The 17,246-nt window shown below is 63.6% G+C and carries 17 protein-coding genes; 12 read left to right on the forward strand and 5 right to left on the reverse strand.

The window, feature by feature from the left end; all coding sequences use genetic code 11:
* Positions 1-4: 4 nt before the first annotated feature.
* The gene (locus tag P3T43_RS26030) at positions 5-211 is read left to right on the forward strand and encodes a DUF3185 family protein (protein ID WP_429283884.1); all 207 of its coding nucleotides are present in this window, start codon (positions 5-7) and stop codon (positions 209-211) included.
* Between the two features lie 50 nt (positions 212-261).
* Here P3T43_RS26030 and P3T43_RS26035 read toward each other — a convergent pair whose 3' ends face one another.
* Positions 262-1,023, reverse strand: coding sequence for a phytanoyl-CoA dioxygenase family protein (locus tag P3T43_RS26035; RefSeq protein WP_429283885.1), 762 nt, complete (start codon positions 1,021-1,023; stop codon positions 262-264).
* A 404-nt stretch (positions 1,024-1,427) separates the two neighbouring features.
* Between P3T43_RS26035 and P3T43_RS26040 the strand changes: the two genes are divergently transcribed.
* Entirely contained in the window at positions 1,428-1,781 is a 354-nt protein-coding gene (locus P3T43_RS26040) for a hypothetical protein (RefSeq protein WP_429283958.1), read from the forward strand.
* Positions 1,782-1,989: 208 nt separating this feature from the next.
* Here P3T43_RS26040 and metK read toward each other — a convergent pair whose 3' ends face one another.
* Complete coding sequence (gene metK, locus P3T43_RS26045) at positions 1,990-3,177, reverse strand: methionine adenosyltransferase (RefSeq protein ID WP_429283886.1); 1,188 nt, start codon at positions 3,175-3,177, stop codon at positions 1,990-1,992.
* A gap of 276 nt (positions 3,178-3,453) precedes the next feature.
* Here metK and P3T43_RS26050 point away from each other — a divergent pair, with 276 nt between their 5' ends.
* The 9 genes from P3T43_RS26050 (at position 3,454) to hslU (ending at position 13,203) form a co-directional block, all read left to right on the forward strand.
* The gene (locus P3T43_RS26050; RefSeq protein ID WP_429283887.1) at positions 3,454-4,338 is read left to right on the forward strand and encodes a lipid A biosynthesis lauroyl acyltransferase; all 885 of its coding nucleotides are present in this window, start codon (positions 3,454-3,456) and stop codon (positions 4,336-4,338) included.
* A gap of 110 nt (positions 4,339-4,448) precedes the next feature.
* Positions 4,449-5,312 (forward strand): diaminopimelate epimerase, encoded by an 864-nt coding sequence (dapF, locus tag P3T43_RS26055; RefSeq protein WP_429283888.1) that lies wholly within the window; start codon positions 4,449-4,451, stop codon positions 5,310-5,312.
* Between the two features lie 107 nt (positions 5,313-5,419).
* The gene (locus P3T43_RS26060) at positions 5,420-6,133 is read left to right on the forward strand and encodes a DUF484 family protein (RefSeq protein ID WP_429283889.1); all 714 of its coding nucleotides are present in this window, start codon (positions 5,420-5,422) and stop codon (positions 6,131-6,133) included.
* 40 nt (positions 6,134-6,173) lie between these two features.
* Complete coding sequence (xerC, locus tag P3T43_RS26065) at positions 6,174-7,097, forward strand: tyrosine recombinase XerC (protein ID WP_429283890.1); 924 nt, start codon at positions 6,174-6,176, stop codon at positions 7,095-7,097.
* Positions 7,098-7,186: 89 nt separating this feature from the next.
* Positions 7,187-8,389 (forward strand): class I SAM-dependent rRNA methyltransferase, encoded by a 1,203-nt coding sequence (locus tag P3T43_RS26070; protein ID WP_429283891.1) that lies wholly within the window; start codon positions 7,187-7,189, stop codon positions 8,387-8,389.
* Between the two features lie 177 nt (positions 8,390-8,566).
* Positions 8,567-9,655: a CobW family GTP-binding protein gene (locus tag P3T43_RS26075; RefSeq protein WP_429283892.1), complete on the forward strand. Its 1,089-nt coding sequence runs from the start codon at positions 8,567-8,569 to the stop codon at positions 9,653-9,655.
* 620 nt (positions 9,656-10,275) lie between these two features.
* The gene (gene dksA / locus P3T43_RS26080; protein ID WP_064285917.1) at positions 10,276-10,695 is read left to right on the forward strand and encodes an RNA polymerase-binding protein DksA; all 420 of its coding nucleotides are present in this window, start codon (positions 10,276-10,278) and stop codon (positions 10,693-10,695) included.
* Between the two features lie 627 nt (positions 10,696-11,322).
* Positions 11,323-11,859, forward strand: a complete 537-nt coding sequence (gene hslV, locus P3T43_RS26085; RefSeq protein ID WP_429283893.1) for an ATP-dependent protease subunit HslV — start codon at positions 11,323-11,325, stop codon at positions 11,857-11,859.
* Between the two features lie 9 nt (positions 11,860-11,868).
* Entirely contained in the window at positions 11,869-13,203 is a 1,335-nt protein-coding gene (gene hslU, locus P3T43_RS26090; protein WP_429283894.1) for an ATP-dependent protease ATPase subunit HslU, read from the forward strand.
* A 44-nt stretch (positions 13,204-13,247) separates the two neighbouring features.
* Here the strand turns inward: hslU and P3T43_RS26095 are convergent, their stop codons facing one another.
* Positions 13,248-13,790: a response regulator transcription factor gene (locus P3T43_RS26095; RefSeq protein WP_429283895.1), complete on the reverse strand. Its 543-nt coding sequence runs from the start codon at positions 13,788-13,790 to the stop codon at positions 13,248-13,250.
* Positions 13,787-15,097, reverse strand: coding sequence for an ATP-binding protein (locus P3T43_RS26100; RefSeq protein WP_429283896.1), 1,311 nt, complete (start codon positions 15,095-15,097; stop codon positions 13,787-13,789). The genes P3T43_RS26095 and P3T43_RS26100 overlap by 4 nt, the downstream gene beginning before the upstream one ends.
* A gap of 101 nt (positions 15,098-15,198) precedes the next feature.
* On the opposite strand from P3T43_RS26100, the gene P3T43_RS26105 reads away from it, so the two are divergent.
* Complete coding sequence (locus P3T43_RS26105; RefSeq protein ID WP_429283897.1) at positions 15,199-16,833, forward strand: hypothetical protein; 1,635 nt, start codon at positions 15,199-15,201, stop codon at positions 16,831-16,833.
* A gap of 60 nt (positions 16,834-16,893) precedes the next feature.
* On the opposite strand, the gene P3T43_RS26110 is transcribed toward P3T43_RS26105, so the two are convergent.
* A complete protein-coding gene (locus P3T43_RS26110) occupies positions 16,894-17,124 on the reverse strand; it encodes a cysteine-rich CWC family protein (protein ID WP_429283898.1) in 231 nt (76 codons plus the stop codon).
* Positions 17,125-17,246 lie beyond the last annotated feature (122 nt).

Raw genomic sequence — 17,246 nt, forward strand, 5'->3', positions numbered from 1 at the left:
TCTCATGACCAAAGCGATTTCGCTCGCGTTGATTGTCGGCGGCGTGGTGCTGCTGTATTTCGGCGGCGAGTCGTACCACTCGCTGAGCAGCGACGTGTCGCGCGTGTTCACGGGCTCACCGAGCAATAAGTCCATTTACCTGCTTGCAGGCGGCGTGGTGGCCACACTCGCCGGACTGATCGGCATCTCGACCTCGGGCGGCAAGCGCTAGGTCGGATAGCAGACATTAAAGGGCACCCGTGCGGCGGGTGCCCGCCAGCTTCAGAAAGCCACCTCGGGCTTCGACGCGGAGCGCGAACCCGGCAGTGGCACATTGCTCGTGCCGTGATAGGTGTACACCAGCGAAAACTTCACGTGATCGGTGATGTTTTTACCCGCCGAATGCAGCGTGTTGCAGTGAAAAAACACCACATCCCCGGTCTTGAGTTCGGGTGAGACGGCCGTCTGGATCAGCGCCTGGTTTTCGGGCAAGTCGGAGCGGAAGAATTTCGCCTCGTCGAAACGCTCGGACGTGAAGGTCACACTGTGCGATTGCGGCACGAACCAGAGCGCGCCGTTGTCGACGGTTTCGGGCCCAAGCGCGAGCCACACCGAAACCAGATCGTCCCGCTCGAACGACCAGTAACGCACATCGCGATGCCAGCCGGTCAGGCTGCCATAGGCGGGATGCTTGGTCATCATGCAGTTGTGATGCACGCGCGACAGGCGCGGTTCCTCGCCAAAATACGTTTCCATCCAGCCGCGGATTTCCGGCGCCGTAGCCCACGCCGCAAAGCGCGGATGACGCGCGTAGGCGTCCAGTAGCCGGCGCGCGGTATGACCGCCGGGCGCGTGCCTGGATTCCGGTGCGCCCGGATAGCGCAAGTCCGCCTCGAACTCGATCGGCGCGGCCTCTTCCTGCAATTGCTGCAACGCGATTTGCTTCATTTCGTTGCAGCGCTCGGACGAAACCAGCCCCGGCACGACGACGAAGCCCCGTTCCCGCAACATCTGAACCTGTTCTTTCTTCGAATGAACTGACATGGGGTATTTCCGTTACTTTCAACTGGCCGATGCTCGATTGTAAAACGTGCGCGATCAGTGCGCGGCCTTTGCGGTGCGACAAAGCAGCCATTGCACGCAACGAGTGCGGACGTGCACGCTTATCGACCGCAAACGGATCGATCCGGGCGCCTCTGGTGAACGGTAAACCCCGTAAAAACCCGTAAGGACGAGGGTTAAAACGGACTTTCTGACGTCACGATTCGCGTGTAGCCTGCACGCATGTTGATTGCAATTCCCTCTGCTTTCCTTTACCCACGGCCGTCCCAGGCTGTTGCCGCCACTCCCGGTCCCATTTCGGGCTTGCGCGTCGCTCCCGCTGGCATAGTTGGTGCTGCTTTTTGCAGCACCTCCCGTCGCGCGACACGCTGCCTACTTTCGAAGCCATGCACACTCTCCTGAGCACCCGTTTGACCCGCGCCGCCCTCAAGGCAGCGCGTCCCGCGCGCCGTCACGTCATGCGAGCGCTGCGTCACCATGCAACGCGCACCCGTGCGCTGGCCGGACAATGGCGCGACGCCAAGGCGGTGGATGGCATTCGCACCTGGTTCCAGACGTTTTTCATCGCGCTGCGCACGCGGGCCGGCTCACGCCGCTTTTCACTGCGCACGCTCCTGCGCAAGCCGGTTCCGTTGCGTGCGCTGCCTGCGCCACGTGCCGTGGCACCGCGCAGCACCAGCCGCCGTCCGCGCCGGATGTCGTTCTGCTGCGAAGGCTGGTTCGGCTTCGCAAGCCGTTAAGCAGCGCAATCGATCATTCCGATTCCGGCCGGCGGCATGGCCGCAGCTTGGCGTCGTCCTCTGCAAGGGTAACGGTTGAGGCTTAGGGCGCGCGCCCTACGACACCCGCCGCCCAGCCACGCCTGATCCGGCCAAATAAAAAACCCCGCACGGCTTGACGCCGGCGGGGTTTTTTCCTGTAGTGGAAGAGCGTGCTTACACTGCGAACTTAAGCCAGCGCAGCGACCGGTTCCGTACCTGCAGCCTCGGCCAGCGCCAGTGCCTTGTCGGTTGCTTCCCACGTGAATTCCGGCTCTTCACGGCCGAAGTGGCCGTAGGCGGCGCTCTTTTCGTAGATCGGACGCAGCAGATCCAGCATCTGGATGATGCCCTTCGGACGCAGGTCGAAGTGTTCCTGGACGAGGCGCGTGATCGTTGCATCCGATACGCGGCCCGTGCCGAACGTGTTGACCATCACCGACGTCGGCTGAGCCACGCCGATTGCATACGACACCTGAATCAGGCAACGCGATGCGAGACCCGCCGCGACGATGTTCTTCGCGACATAGCGGCCAGCGTAAGCCGCCGAACGGTCGACCTTCGACGGATCCTTGCCCGAGAACGCGCCGCCGCCGTGCGGCGCTGCGCCGCCGTACGTGTCGACGATGATCTTGCGGCCCGTCAGACCGCAATCGCCTTGCGGGCCGCCAATCACGAACCGGCCGGTCGGGTTGACCAGGAACTTGATGTCGCCCTTGATCAGTTCTGCCGGCAGTGTCGGCTTGATGACTTCTTCGATGACCGCTTCACGCAGCGTGGACAGTTCGATGTCCGGCGAATGCTGCGTGGACAGCACGACCGTGTCGATGGCGTACGGCTTGCCGTCGACGTAGCGCACGGTGACCTGCGATTTCGCATCCGGACGCAACCAGGGCAGACGGCCGTCGCGGCGCAGGTTAGCCTGACGTTCGACCAGACGGTGCGACAGGTGGATCGGCAGCGGCATCAGTTCCGGCGTTTCTTCGCACGCATAGCCGAACATCAGACCCTGGTCGCCAGCGCCTTGATCGAGATTGTTGTCATGCGCGCGATCCACGCCCTGGGCGATGTCCGGCGACTGCTTGTCGTACGCGACGAGCACCGCGCAACCGCGGTAGTCGATGCCGTAATCGGTGTTGTCGTAGCCGATGCGCTTGATCGTATTGCGCGCGACCTGGATGTAATCGACGTTCGCGGTGGTGGTGATTTCACCGGCCAGCACGACCAGACCCGTGTTGCACAGGGTTTCAGCGGCAACGCGTGAATACTTGTCCTGGGCGAGGATCGCGTCGAGAATCGCGTCCGAGATCTGGTCCGCGACCTTGTCCGGATGGCCTTCCGAAACGGATTCGGAGGTGAAGAGATAGTCGTTTGCCACGTTGCAGACTCCTGTTGTGTGGTTACGGTTGAGTTTCACGTAGCCAGCTCCGGAAGCCTGAAGCGGCGACGCTTTAGCGGATTTCCTGACCGGCGGGCGCGTATCGCGTGGATCGCACCTGCCAGCTTCGCCCCGCAAGTTGTCTATTAACTCGGCGAAGCCCTTATTATAGCGACTTCCTATATTTGTCACAGAGTACCCACGCGTGTTGTATTTCGACTCGTTTTCGGTTTCCTTGAGCGCGGCGTCCTCAGATGCCCGCCGCGGAGCGGCGACATGCTGAGCCGCCTCGGGGCCAGATTCGCCATCGGACTGCTGAAACTGTTTGCGCTTTTGCCCTATGGCCTCGTCGCCCGCCTCGGCGACGGCCTCGGCTGGCTGCTCTATCAGATCCCCAGCCGGCGCAAGCGCATCGTCCATATCAATCTGAAGCTGTGCTTCCCCGAGTGGAGCGACGAGCGTCGTGAAGACGTCGCGCAGAAGCACTTCCGCCACGCTATCCGCAGCTACCTGGAGCGCAGCGTGCAGTGGTTCGGCTCGGCCAAAAAGCTCGAAAAGCTGATCCAGCTCGACAGCGCGATCGATCTCACCGATCCCAATCTGCCGCCCACGCTGTTTCTCGGCTTTCACTTCGTGGGTATTGAAGCGGGCTCGATCTTCCTCAACTATTCCCTGCGGCGGCAGTGCGGCTCGCTGTATCAGCCGATGTCGAACACCGAACTGGAGGCCGTCGCCAAAGCAGCGCGCGCCCGTTTCGGCGCGGACATGGCGAGCCGCGCCGACAGCGCGCGCATCGTGCTGCGCTGGCTGCGCGACAAAAAACCGGTGATGCTCGGCGCCGACATGGATTACGGCATGCGCAATTCGACCTTCGTGCCGTTTTTCGGCGTGCCGACCTGCACGCTGACCGCCGTCGGGCGACTGGCCAAGGTCGGGCAGGCGCAGGTGGTCCCGTTCATCGGCGAGGTGCTGCCGAACTACAAGGGTTACCGTCTCAAGGTGTTCAAGCCGTGGGAGAACTACCCCACCGGCGACGACGAAGCCGACGCGCGCCGCATGAACGCTTTTCTGGAAGAGCAGATTCCCCTGATGCCGGAGCAGTATTACTGGGTCCACAAACGCTTTAAAACGCGCCCGCCAGGTGTGCCGAGTGTGTACTGAAGAAAATTCGGCAGCCGTGTCGTAGACGTGCCGCGCCCCAGCCATATGGGATCGCGGCGCAATAAAACCGGCTTCGGCGCAGGTTTGCGTGTGTCACTTACAATAGCGAAATGAGACTGAAATTCACCAAGATGCACGGCGCGGGTAACGACTTCGTCGTACTCGACGGCTTTACGCAGCCGCTCAACCTGAGCGCTGCGCAAGTACGCGCGCTCGCGGACCGGCACTTCGGCGTCGGTGCCGACCAACTTCTGCTGGTCGAAAAGCCCACTATCGAAGGCGTGGATTTCCGCTACCGCATTTTCAATTGCGACGGCGGCGAGGTCGAGCACTGCGGCAACGGCGCGCGCTGCTTCGTCAAGTTCGTGCGCGACACACACCTGACTGACAAGCGCAGCGTGCGCGTCGAGGTGCAAAACGGCGTAATCACGCTGACCATGCAGGACAACGGCGAGGTCGAGGTGGACATGGGCACGCCCGAGTTCGAACCGGCCCGCGTGCCATTCGACGCCAGCGGCCTCGAAAGCCGTCGCGAGCGCGGCGACGCGCTCTGGCCGCTCGAGGTGAACGGCGCGACGCGCTGGATCTCGGTCGTCTCGATGGGCAATCCGCACGCCGTGCAGGTCGTCGACGACGTCGAGGCGTATCCGGTGCGTGTCGAAGGGCCCGTCATTGAACTTCATGCGCGCTTTCCGCAACGGGTGAACGCCGGCTTCATGCAGATCGTCACGCGTAACGAGATCAAACTGCGCGTCTACGAACGCGGTGCCGGCGAAACGCTGGCGTGCGGCACGGGCGCCTGTGCGGCAGTCGCCGCGGGGATCCGCCGCGGGCTGCTCGATTCGCCCGTGAAGGTCAACACGCACGGCGGCACCCTGACGATTTCCTGGAATGGCGAAGACGAGAACGCGCCGCTCCTGATGTCCGGCGCCGCTGCCACGGTCTTCGAAGGTGAAATCGAACTGGCCGACTGAGCGGCTATGTGCCTTGCGCGAAGTCTGGGCGATTTCAGCCCGACCAGTCGCCTACTGACTCCATTGACCGATGCGCCTGCCCGAGGGCGTGTCCTTTAGCCGAAACCATGAACGATCGCGAAGTCGCCGAATACCTGCTCGCCAACCCCGAATTCTTCGCTGAACACGCGGAAATGCTCGCGACCATCAAGCTCGCGAATCCGCACGGCAAAGCCGCGGTCTCGCTGCAGGAACGGCAGATGGAAATGCTGCGCGAGAAGAACAAGCATCTCGAACGGCGCCTCGCCGAACTGCTGCGCTACGGGCACGAGAACGACAGCATCGCCTCGAAATTCAACCGCTGGACCACCCGGGTCATGGCCGAGCGCGATCCCTACGCGCTGCCGCGCACGATTGCCAACGGCCTGCGCGATGTGTTCGACGTGCCGCAAGCGGCGCTGCGCGTGTGGGACGTCGCCGAGCCGTATGCCCAGGCCGACTTCGCCCGCCAGGTCGGCGAGGAAGTGCGCATCTTCGCGAACAGCCTCACCACGCCGTATTGCGGTGCGAATTCCGGCTTTGAAGCCGCGCAATGGCTCGTCCCGGCGATCGCCGCCGTGCCCGTTGACGGAGACAGCGAGCAGGAAAACCGGCATGCCACCGAATCGATCGCGCTGCTCGCGCTACGCGACCCCGAGGGCAAGGAAGACACCCCGACCTTCGGCTTGCTGGTGATGGGCTCGGCCGACGCGCGGCGCTTCCACGACGGCATGGCGACCGACTTCCTGACGCAGATCGGCGCCCTCGCCAGCGCGGCCCTCAGCCGCTTGCTGCCGCGCTGAGCGGCGTCGCCATCCGCGCCGTCGTCGCCGCCCCGCTACCGTGACTCCCGCCGACCCGATCGCCGACTACCTGTCGAATCTCGAGCACGAGCGGCGGCTGTCGGCGCACACCTTGCGCGGCTACACGCATGAACTGGACGAACTGAAGCAACTGGCCAAAGGCCGGCCGCTCGAAAGCCTGAGCGCGATCGATATCCGCGGCGCGGTGTCGCGCGCCCACGCGGGCGGTATGACGGCCCGTTCGATCAGCCATCGGTTGTCGGCGTGGCGGGCGTTCTACCGCTGGCTCGCAGGGCGTGTCGACTTGCCGGCCAATCCGGTCGCCACGGTGCGCGCGCCGAAGCAGGCCAAGACGCTGCCCAAGGCACTCTCCGTCGACGACGCCAACCGGCTGATGGAAGCGCCCGCGGCTGGCACGGCAGAAGGGCTGCGCGACCACGCGATCCTCGAACTGTTCTATTCGTCAGGCTTGCGTCTTGCCGAACTGGTGGGACTCGATGCCCGTTTCGCCGACGCGGACGGCTATCGTTCCGCCGGCTGGCTCAAGCTCGATTCGGCCGAAGTCGAAGTGCTCGGCAAAGGCAACCGGCGCCGCATCGTGCCGGTCGGCAGCAAGGCGCTCGATGCGCTCAACGCGTGGCTCGCGGTGCGCGGCGAGTTCGTCAAACACGATCCGCATCCGCTGTTTCTGTCGGCGCGCGGCAACCGGATGTCGCCGAACGTGGTGCGCGATCGCGTCAAGCGTCTGGCGCTGGTCGCCGGCATTCCCGCCAACGTCCACCCGCACGTGCTGCGCCACTCGTTTGCCACCCACGTACTGCAATCGAGCGGCGACCTTCGCGCCGTGCAGGAACTGCTCGGGCACGCCAGCATCACCGCGACGCAGGTGTACACCGCGCTCGATTTCCAGCATCTCGCCCACGTCTACGATCAGGCGCATCCGCGCGCCAAAAAACGCAACTGAGACAACCGCTTGCGCGGTGTTTGCCGCTCACTGTCGCCAGTTTCGCCGCCGCACGCGGCCTATTGTTCTGCTGAATACCTCGCTAAGTCATGAATACCGTTACGCTCAAACCGTCGAAAGAAAAGTCGCTGCTGCGCCGCCATCCGTGGGTCTATGCGACCGCAATCGACCGTGTCGACGGCAAGCCCGCCGCCGGTGCCACGGTGCTGGTGCGCTCGCATGACGGCCGCTTTCTGGCACGCGCCGCCTACAGCCCGCATTCGCAGATCCGCGCGCGGGTCTGGAGCTTCGACGAGGCCGAGCCGATCGACCACGCGTTCTTCAAGCGCCGCGTGCAGCGCGCCATCGAGCACCGTCAGGCGATGGTGCATCACACCGGCGCGGTGCGCCTGATTTTCGGCGAGGCGGACGGACTGCCGGGCCTGATCGTCGATCACTACGTCGCCGACGATGCCGGCCAGCGCAGCCAGCTCGTCTGCCAGTTCATGGCGGCCGGCGTCGAGGCCTGGAAAGAGGCGATCGTCGCCGCGCTCATCGCCGCCACCGGCTGCCCGAACGTCTACGAGCGCTCGGACGTGTCGATCCGCGAGAAGGAAGGGCTGGAACAGGTCACCGGCGTGCTGGCGGGCGAGCCGCCCTCCGACCCGCTGATTGCCAGCGAAAACGGCGTGCGCTACCACGTCGATGTGCGCAACGGCCACAAGACCGGCTTTTACGTCGATCAGCGCGATAACCGGGCGCTCGTGCAGCAACTGGCCGAGGATCGCGACGTCCTGAACTGCTTCTGCTACACCGGCGGTTTCTCGCTGGCCGCGCTCAAGGGCGGGGCAAAACGGGTGGTGTCGATCGATTCATCCGGCGAGGCGCTGGCGCTCGCGCAGCAGAACGTCACCGCCAACGGCTTCGACGCCTCCCGCGCCACGTGGCTCGACGCCGACGCGTTCAAGACGCTGCGCCGGCTGCACGAAGAGGGTGAGCGCTTCGACCTGATCGTGCTTGATCCGCCCAAATTCGCGCCCTCGCGCGAACACGTGGACCGCGCCGCGCGCGCCTACAAGGACATCAACCTGACCGGTCTCAAGCTGCTGCGCCCGGGTGGTCTGCTGTTCACCTACTCGTGCTCCGGCGCCATCGACGCCGAACTGTTCCAGAAGATCGTCGCCGGTGCAGCCGCCGATGCCCGGGTCGACGCCCGCATCCTCAAGCGCCTCGGGGCTGGTGTCGATCATCCGTTGCTCACTGCATTCCCGGAAGGCGAGTATCTGAAAGGCCTATTGTTGCAAATCGCCTGATCGCCCATAGTTTCGGGGTATTTCCTGCGCCGCGCGTGGTCTGACGGCCCGGCTGCAGGGGCTTGACAGATATGTTTCAATAACCGACCAGCTCGAACGGCGCGGCCCGTGCCTGCCGCCTTCGATCCAGCCATTCCGATTCACGCACAGATTCACGCACAAACAGAGGCGACCTCCATGATTCCCGTCACTATCCTGACCGGCTTCCTCGGCAGCGGCAAAACCACGCTGCTCAAGCGCATCCTGAACGAAAAGCACGGCATGAAGATCGCCGTGATCGAGAACGAGTTCGGCGAAGAGAACATCGACAACGAGATCCTCGTGCAGGACGCGAACGAGCAGATCATCCAGATGAGCAACGGCTGCATCTGCTGCACGATTCGCGGCGACCTGGCGCGCGTGCTCAGCGATCTGGCGGCGAAAAAGCGCGCCGGCGAGGTGGACTTCGACCGCGTCGTGATCGAAACCACGGGTCTGGCCAATCCGGGGCCGGTCGCGCAGACGTTCTTCATGGATAACGAAATCGCCGACGAATTCCTGCTCGACGCGATCATTACGTTGGTCGACGCCAAGCACGCCAACCATCAACTCGACGAGCACGAAGTGGTACAGCGCCAGGTGGGCTTCGCCGACCGGCTGTTCATCACCAAGGCCGATCTGGTCGACGAAGCCGCCGTGGACGCCCTGCGCCATCGCCTGCTGCACATGAACCCGCGGGCAGCGACCAAGGTGGTGAATTTTGGCGAGGCCGACATCAAGGAAATTTTCGACCTGCGTGGCTTCAACCTGAACTCGAAGCTCGAAATCGATCCGGACTTCCTCGCCGAGGACGAGCACGCACACAGCCACGCCCATGCGCACGACGAGCACGGTCATACGCATGACGATCACGCGAATTGCGACCACGACCATGGCCACTGTGACCACGAAGGCCACGACCACGGCCATCACCACCACGCGCATCACGACGACAAGATCAAATCGTTCGTGTTCCGCAGCGAGCGCCCGTTCGATCCGAACAAGCTCGAAGATTTCCTCGGCGGCATTCTGCAGATTTACGGCGAACGGCTGCTGCGCTACAAGGGCGTGCTGTACATGAAGGGCGTCGACCGCAAAGTGGTGTTCCAGGGCGTGCATCAGATGATGGGCAGCGATCTGGCCGCCAAATGGCAACCCGTCGAGAAGAAAAACAGCAAGATGGTGTTTATCGGCATCGAATTGCCGCAAGACCTGATCACCGACGGTCTGAGCGCCTGCCTCGTGTAATCGGGGCCCTGCAACAGGGTGGACACGCCCGGGAATGAGGAATGCTGGAGGCTCGCAAAGCTTCCGATTCCAGTTAACACACCCGGTAAGCACATAAGCTGCGAAAAACGCGTGAAAACCCTTGTTGCACGAATCGTGCACGGTTATCGCTTTTTAGCCGTTCGCGCGTTATATTTTCAGGAAATTGGCGTGCCGGGCGCCGAAATAATCCTGGTTGCGGTGGCGTATTGTGATTCAGTTACAATACGACCCCACTGGAGAATGAGAACGATCGCCCGATCAGCGCGTAACCCGCGCCGGGCCTGACACGGCGCCGGAAAATCTAGTCCGGAAAGCAGCACGCCGACAAGCTGGTTGGCCCACCGCCTCGAATGGCGCGCCGCCGGTAAGCAATGCCTCAGGAGCATTTGAAGATCGTTTCCAGAGGAGTTCGGCCCCGCATCGACGCTTGAGCGCCTGCGCCCAGGCGTCCGGCGCATGGACGCCCCGCGCTTCGGCGTCACGACAGTCCACCGTTCGTGATCACCGAGGCTCATTGAGCGTTCAACGCGCCTTCGCGGACAACACGAAAGAGCGGGCAACATGTACGAGTTTTGCCTCACATTGAAGAAGCAAGCCAGATGACAACGAAACGACTCTTGACCGAAGCCGAAATCCTGAAGATGAGCGACAAGGATTACATGAATGAGGATCAGCTCGCTTTCTTCAAGAACAAGCTCGAACAGCTGCAGGCGGAGATTCTCCGCAATGCCGGCCAGACGACCGAAAACCTGCGCGAAACCGTGATCGTGCCGGACCCGGCCGATCGCGCAACGATCGAGGAAGAGCATGCGCTGGAACTGCGCACGCGCGACCGCGAACGCAAGCTGCTGAAGAAGGTGCAGCAATCGCTCGCGCGCATTGATTCGGGCGAATACGGCTGGTGCGAAGAAACCGGCGAACCGATCGGCATTCCGCGTATGCTGGCCCGGCCCACGGCTACCCTGTCGCTCGAAGCGCAGGAACGCCGCGAACTGCGCCAGAAGCTGTTCGGCGACTGATTGCCCGCGGCGCGGCTTTAGGCCCGCCTTGATGAGCTGCTTCGTTGAGAGGCGCACGGTGAACTGTGCGCCTTTTTCTTTGCGCGCGCGCCGTCGCGGTGGTTGGCCGGGCACGTTGCGCCAGCGTCTTTTCCGGCTTTTCTAGCTTCAGGCCGCGTGGTTTGGCAGGACGCAGCGGACGCGCCCGGTCGCCGTTTGCCCGCTGCCCGTCCGCTGCCCGTCCGGTGCCCGTTTGCCAGCGCCCATCTCTGCCCCAAGCCTCCGGCGACCTTTTAGCAGCATCTTTTACCGCCCCCGACTCCGTTCGCCGCGCGCGCCACGTCATTTCCCCCGCCTCACCTCAGGCCTCGCGCCGCCCCATCCCGTCCCTACCGCTTTTTTCCGGCGTTTTTCCGCCCTATGCCATCCGGCTAGCTCTTGATATGACAGCGCACGCCCTAAAATAAACTGGACATGCGCCGCACGGGCGCGCGCAGGCCGTGTTGTACCGGCCTGATGTTGCGCGCCGTCCGCTCTGCTGGATTCAGGCGGTAATGGACCGCCGTCCCGTAGATAGCCGTCCGGTGCATCTGGCGCGCTGGCGCACCAGCGCCACCGCGTCCTACCCGCTTTGCAAAAGGAACGCATATGGAGCAATTTCACGGCACGACGATCGTCTCAGTGCGCCGCGGCGACAAAGTCGCCCTCGGCGGCGACGGTCAGGTCACGCTGGGCAATATCGTCATGAAGGGCGGTGCCAAAAAAGTCCGGCGCATCTATAACGGCCAGGTACTGGTCGGCTTCGCCGGCGGCACCGCCGACGCCTTTTCGCTGCTCGACCGCTTCGAAGCCAAGCTGGAAAAACATCAGGGCAATCTGACCCGCTCGGCCGTCGAACTCGCCAAAGACTGGCGCACCGACCGCATGCTACGCCGGCTCGAAGCCATGCTGATCACAGCCGACGCGCATACCACCCTCGTCATCACCGGCAACGGCGACGTGCTGGACCCGGAAGGCGGCATCTGCGCAATTGGTTCGGGCGGCGCGTATGCGCAAGCCGCGGCCAAGGCGCTCGCTGACAACACCGACCTGTCGCCGCGCGAGATCGTCGAAAAGTCACTGCAGATTGCCGGCGACATGTGTATCTACACGAATCACAACCGCGTTATCGAGACGATCGAGTAAGGACCCACGATGAGCACCATGACCCCTGCCGAGATCGTCTCGGAACTCGACAAGCACATCATCGGCCAAGGCCGCGCGAAGAAGGCGGTCGCGGTGGCGCTGCGCAACCGCTGGCGCCGTCAGCAGGTCGGCGAGCCGCTGCGCCAGGAAATCACGCCGAAAAACATCCTGATGATCGGACCGACTGGCGTCGGCAAAACGGAAATCGCCCGTCGTCTGGCCAAGCTCGCGGACGCACCGTTCATCAAGATCGAAGCCACCAAGTTCACCGAAGTGGGTTACGTGGGTCGCGATGTGGACAGCATCGTACGCGACCTGATCGAAATTTCGGTGAAGCAGACCCGCGAAACAGAAATGCGCAAGGTGCGCACCAAGGCGGAAGATCAGGCCGAAGACCGCATTCTCGACATCCTGCTGCCGAGCGCGCGGCCGGTTGGATTCGGCGCCTCGGACGTCGCCGATGAAGGCAGCACGACGCGCCAGACTTTCCGCAAGCGCCTGCGCGAAGGTCTGCTCGACGACAAGGAAATCGAGCTCGACGTCGAGCAGCCGCAAGTGGGCATGGACATCATGGGGCCGCCCGGCATGGAAGACATGACCGAGCAGATCCGCTCGATGTTCGCCAACCTCGGCGGTGGCAAGAAAACGCGCCGCAAGCTGAAGGTGAAGGAAGCGTTGAAACTGCTGACCGACGAAGAAGCGTCGAAGATGCTCAACGACGAGGAAGTGAAGACCAAGGCGGTGCAGAACGTCGAGCAGAACGGCATCGTGTTCCTCGACGAGATCGACAAGATCGCCTCGCGCAGCGAAACCGGCGGCGGTGAGGTCTCGCGTCAGGGCGTGCAGCGCGATCTGCTGCCGCTCGTGGAAGGCACGACGATCAACACCAAATACGGGATGGTCAAAACCGATCACATCCTGTTTATCGCCAGTGGCGCATTTCATCTTGCCAAGCCGAGCGATCTGATTCCAGAACTGCAGGGACGTTTCCCGATTCGCGTCGAACTGGATTCACTCTCCGTGAAGGATTTTGAATCGATTCTGGTCTCCACCGACGCCAGTCTGGTGAAGCAATATCAGGCTTTGCTCGCAACGGAAGACGTGCATCTCGACTTCGCCGACGACGGCATTCGCCGCCTCGCGGAAATCGCCTTCTCGGTGAACGAGAAAACCGAGAACATCGGCGCACGCCGGCTGTATACGGTGATCGAAAAGCTGCTCGAGGAAGTGTCGTTTGCGGCCGGCAATCACTCGGGCACGAAGGTCCGGATCGATGCCGCGTATGTCGACCGCGCGCTGAACGAAGTTGCGGGTGACGAAGATCTGTCGCGCTACGTGCTGTAACAGCGCGACGCGGTGCGCTGCGGCGTAGTTTGCCGCAGCGCCGCTTATTGCTTCACCGGCCGTTTCGCCAACTTGCGCTGCAACGTGCGCCGATGCATGTTCAACGCGCGCGCCGTCGCGGAAATATTGCCGCCATGCTCGGCCAGCACGCGCTGGATATGTTCCCATTCGAGCCGCGCCACCGAAAGCGGTGTGGGATGTTCGATGGCCTCTTCGGCCTGCAGCGCACTCGCTTCACTTTGCAGTGCCGACAGAATCGTTTCCACGTTAGCCGGCTTGGCCAGATAGTTGTCGGCGCCGTCCTTGACCGCCTGAACGGCCGTCGCAATGCTCGCATAACCGGTCAGCACGAGCATGCGCGCGTCCGGTTGCAGGTCGCGCAGCGGCGCCACCAGCGTGAGGCCCGAATCGTTGCCCAGGTGCAGGTCCACCGTGATCTGGCCGAACTTCTGCTGATTCGCGAGCTTGATCGCCTCCGCGGCGTTGTGCGCTTCCGACACCGTAAAGCCGCGCCGCGTCAAACCGCGCGCGAGGATGCCGGAGAAGACTTCGTCGTCGTCGATCACCAGAAAATTCATGTCGCTCATGCCTGTTTCTCCGTATTGGATGGCGCGGCGCCTCCACGGCCCGCGCCGGATGATTGTCGACCCGCCACCGGTAGTCGCAGCACGGCACGCGTGCCGCGCGGTCTGGTCTCCTTGACGTCGGTCAACTCGATCGACCCGCCGAGCCGGTTCGCCGCCGAAAACGCCAGATACAGACCGACGCCGTGGCCGCCTTGGGTACTGTCGACCGGCATCGCTCCAAGCGAGCCGCGCAACGACGCCGGGATGCCGGGCCCGGCGTCGCAAATTTCAAACTCGATGCGCTCGCCCTGCTGCGAGAGTGTGGCCGCGAGCGTCACGTAATCGCGGCTCGCGCGCGCCGCGTTGTCGAGCAGGATCGTCAGAATCTGGCTGACCGCGACCGTATCGTCAAGATCGACCTCGACGGGCGGCATACCCAGCCGCTCGAACTTGACGTGCGGATGACGCAGACGCCACTGTTGCGCGAACGACTCGAGCCATTCGCCAACCGGCTGCCGGCTCCCCGGCGCCGATGCGCGCGAGCGCAATCGCGCCAGTGCCGACGTGCATAGCGTCATCTGCTGCTCGAGCAATTCGAGATCCGCGCTGTAGGGGGCAAGGCCCGCGTCGCTGCGGGCGGCATCGCGCAATTCTTCGGACAGCATCGCAATGGTGGAAAGCGGCGTGCCAATCTCGTGCGCCACCGTTGCGGCCTGCACGCCGAGGGCCACCGCGCGTTCGTCGCGCAGCAGACGCTGCTGGGCATCGCCCAGCGCTGCGTCACGCTGACGCAGGGCGCGTGACATGCGCGCGACGAACCATGCAATCAGGCCGACACTCACCGTGAAATTCACCCACATGCCGGCACGGTAGTAGTCGAACAGATTGGCGGGATTGTCGAGATTCAGCGGTACGGAATCGAAACCGAGTGCGCCATAGCAAGCCACCGCGAAGGCGGCGAGCCACAGCATCAGATGCCATGGCAGCACGGCCGCCGCGATCGCCAGCGAGGGCAGGTAGAGCGAGACGAACGGATTGGTGGTCCCGCCGGAGAGAAACAGCAGTGCCGACAGCGCACCGAGGTCGACCCATAGCTGACCGAACAATTCGAGATTGGATTCGGGCCGCTGCTTCGAGACACGCAACCAGGTGAGTGCGTTGAAAACGGCTTCGAGGATGATGACCAGCAACATGGCGGGCAGCGGCAGGTGCACGCCGACGAAGGTCTGCACGACCGCAATGGTCGCCAGTTGACCGATGATCGCGAGACAGCGTAGCCAGAACAGATGTCCCAGGTTGACCCGGCCGGTAATGGTTATACGATGCATGACGCCAGTTTACCTGTTCGGAGTTGTCCGAAACACTGCCTTGAGGTTCGACGGTACCATCGCTCGCTCGACAAAAATTGCGTCACCGTACGGACAGATTCATGCCGCCTATGATTTCCGACCCCGACCACCCTGCGTGGCCCGCGTTCCTGACTTTCCTCCAGCGTGCGGTACTGGCGCAGCAGAACGGTCTGGCTGAAGCGCGCGCCATCTGGCTTGAGGCGGCGACGCTCCTGCAAGCTGTCGACCACGGTACGCCCGAAAACATCACTTTCAGTCTTCTCGAGCAACGCCGACATGACGACGCCGTCGCATTCGCCGCCATTATTGCGCAACTGCGGCCCGACGAAGCCATCGCGAGCTTCCGGCTGGGCTACGCGCTTCAGTTGGCGAACCGGCACGGCGATGCGCTCGCGCCCTATCGTCACGCGCTCGCGCTCGACCCGCTTCTGCCGCAACTGCGTACCAACCTGGCCGGGGCGCTCGCGCTCACTGGCGGCGATGTCGCCGAGCAGGTCGCGTTGCTGGAAGGTGAACTCAAATCCGCTCCGCTCGACATCAATGCCTGGACCAATCTTGCCCAGGCGAGCCGCTTTGCCATGGACTTGCCACGCGCGCTCGAAGCGGGTGCACGTGCCGTCGAACTGGCGCCCGAGAACCCGCTGGCGCTGAACAACTATGCGCTGGCGCTCAAGGAAGCGCAACGCTGGGACGAGGCCATCCAACTCACGCAGACCTCCTGTGAACGCGCGCCTGGTGACCCCTCGATGCGCTCGAACCTGGCAATGCTGCACCTCGTGCGCGGCGACTATCTGCAAGGCTGGGCGGCTCACGAAGCGCGCTGGCAGGGCTCGCGGGAACTGGGCGGCAACCGGCCGGCCATGCCGGCACCGCAGTGGCAAGGCGAACCGCTCGCGGGCAAGACGCTGCTGGTGTGGGGCGAGCAAGGCATGGGCGACCTGCTGCAGTGCTGCCGCTACATCCCGCTACTGGCGGAGCGCGTGCATGCGCAAGGCGGCCGTGTCGTATGGAACTCGTTCCCGCAGATGGGGGCGCTGCTGGTGCGCAGCCTGGGCAGCCACGTGGACGACTACTCGGCAGGCGGCGGTGTCGAAGCGCTACCCCGGTTCGACTACGAGATCCCGCTGCTGAGTGTGCCGCTCGTGCTCGGCACGCTCGACGACACCCTTGCCCGCACCGTCCCCTACCTGCGTCCGGATGCCGCAGCCAGCGCGTCCTGGCGGGCACGCTTCGCGGGCGAAAAGCGGCTCAAGGTCGGACTGGCATGGACCGGCAGTCTCGGTCACCAGCGTAATCCGTTCCGGGCGGTGGGCTGGCAGCGCCTTGCATCGGCTTTTGCGAATATTGGCGGCGCGGCGTTCTATTCCCTCCAGCCCGGCGCCGCGGCAGACGTCGCCGCCGCGCAAACGGCCGGGCTGCCCATGACCGATTACACCGCGGAGCTGAAAAGCTTCGACGACACCGCAGCCTTCGTCAGCGCGCTCGATCTGGTGATTACGGTGTGTACCTCGGTCGCCCATCTGAGCGGCGCAATCGGGCAACGCACGTGGGTGCTGCTCGACGTCAATCCGCATTGGACATGGCTGCTGGAACGACGCGACAGCCCGTGGTATCCCAACGCGACGCTGTACCGGCAACCCCGCTTCGGCGACTGGACGCCGGTGCTGGAAGAAGTGACGCGCGACCTGGGTGCGCTTGCCAACCCACGCGGATAGGGCGGGCGCGGCGCCGTGCCCGGCGGTGCCCATTGGCGCCCGCAAATTAGCGCTCCGCCCTCAGCCCGTCTCGCCTCCGGCGGCCTGCCCCGCCTGCATGCGCGCAATCTCCGCCGCAAGACACTCCGGGCACAGACAGCGGCCACCCGGGTCCAGCCGGTCTACGGGCAACGCCGGCATCGATTTGCACCAGCAGTCGAACGGCTGCCCATGCATCGCACAGTCAAACACGCGGCGACAACGCGGGCAGCGCGCGCTATTGGCAGGCACCTGTTCAGCGGGCGGATTCATGGCAATCCAGGGTGAGTGACCGGACATCCGGTCAGGAAATGATGCCACGTCCGGCAAGCCGCCTGAAGACCCCGTCTCGCCGAAGCCACCGCAGCGCGCGCAAATCTCCCGCTGATGGCCAT

Source organism: Paraburkholderia sp. GAS41 (assembly GCF_050436545.1).
Taxonomy (GTDB): domain Bacteria; phylum Pseudomonadota; class Gammaproteobacteria; order Burkholderiales; family Burkholderiaceae; genus Paraburkholderia.

What these genes read in the sequence shown, in the direction of transcription:
- P3T43_RS26030 (WP_429283884.1), top strand. Translation starts at nt 5, where the DNA reads ATGACCAAAGCGATTTCGCTCGCGTTGATTGTCGGCGGCGTGGTGCTG.
- P3T43_RS26035 (WP_429283885.1), bottom strand. Translation starts at nt 1,023, where the DNA reads ATGTCAGTTCATTCGAAGAAAGAACAGGTTCAGATGTTGCGGGAACGG.
- P3T43_RS26040 (WP_429283958.1), top strand. Translation starts at nt 1,428, where the DNA reads ATGCACACTCTCCTGAGCACCCGTTTGACCCGCGCCGCCCTCAAGGCA.
- P3T43_RS26050 (WP_429283887.1), top strand. Translation starts at nt 3,454, where the DNA reads ATGCTGAGCCGCCTCGGGGCCAGATTCGCCATCGGACTGCTGAAACTG.
- dapF (WP_429283888.1), top strand. Translation starts at nt 4,449, where the DNA reads ATGAGACTGAAATTCACCAAGATGCACGGCGCGGGTAACGACTTCGTC.
- P3T43_RS26060 (WP_429283889.1), top strand. Translation starts at nt 5,420, where the DNA reads ATGAACGATCGCGAAGTCGCCGAATACCTGCTCGCCAACCCCGAATTC.
- P3T43_RS26070 (WP_429283891.1), top strand. Translation starts at nt 7,187, where the DNA reads ATGAATACCGTTACGCTCAAACCGTCGAAAGAAAAGTCGCTGCTGCGC.
- P3T43_RS26075 (WP_429283892.1), top strand. Translation starts at nt 8,567, where the DNA reads ATGATTCCCGTCACTATCCTGACCGGCTTCCTCGGCAGCGGCAAAACC.
- dksA (WP_064285917.1), top strand. Translation starts at nt 10,276, where the DNA reads ATGACAACGAAACGACTCTTGACCGAAGCCGAAATCCTGAAGATGAGC.
- hslV (WP_429283893.1), top strand. Translation starts at nt 11,323, where the DNA reads ATGGAGCAATTTCACGGCACGACGATCGTCTCAGTGCGCCGCGGCGAC.
- hslU (WP_429283894.1), top strand. Translation starts at nt 11,869, where the DNA reads ATGAGCACCATGACCCCTGCCGAGATCGTCTCGGAACTCGACAAGCAC.
- P3T43_RS26095 (WP_429283895.1), bottom strand. Translation starts at nt 13,790, where the DNA reads ATGAGCGACATGAATTTTCTGGTGATCGACGACGACGAAGTCTTCTCC.
- P3T43_RS26100 (WP_429283896.1), bottom strand. Translation starts at nt 15,097, where the DNA reads ATGCATCGTATAACCATTACCGGCCGGGTCAACCTGGGACATCTGTTC.
- P3T43_RS26105 (WP_429283897.1), top strand. Translation starts at nt 15,199, where the DNA reads ATGCCGCCTATGATTTCCGACCCCGACCACCCTGCGTGGCCCGCGTTC.
- P3T43_RS26110 (WP_429283898.1), bottom strand. Translation starts at nt 17,124, where the DNA reads ATGAATCCGCCCGCTGAACAGGTGCCTGCCAATAGCGCGCGCTGCCCG.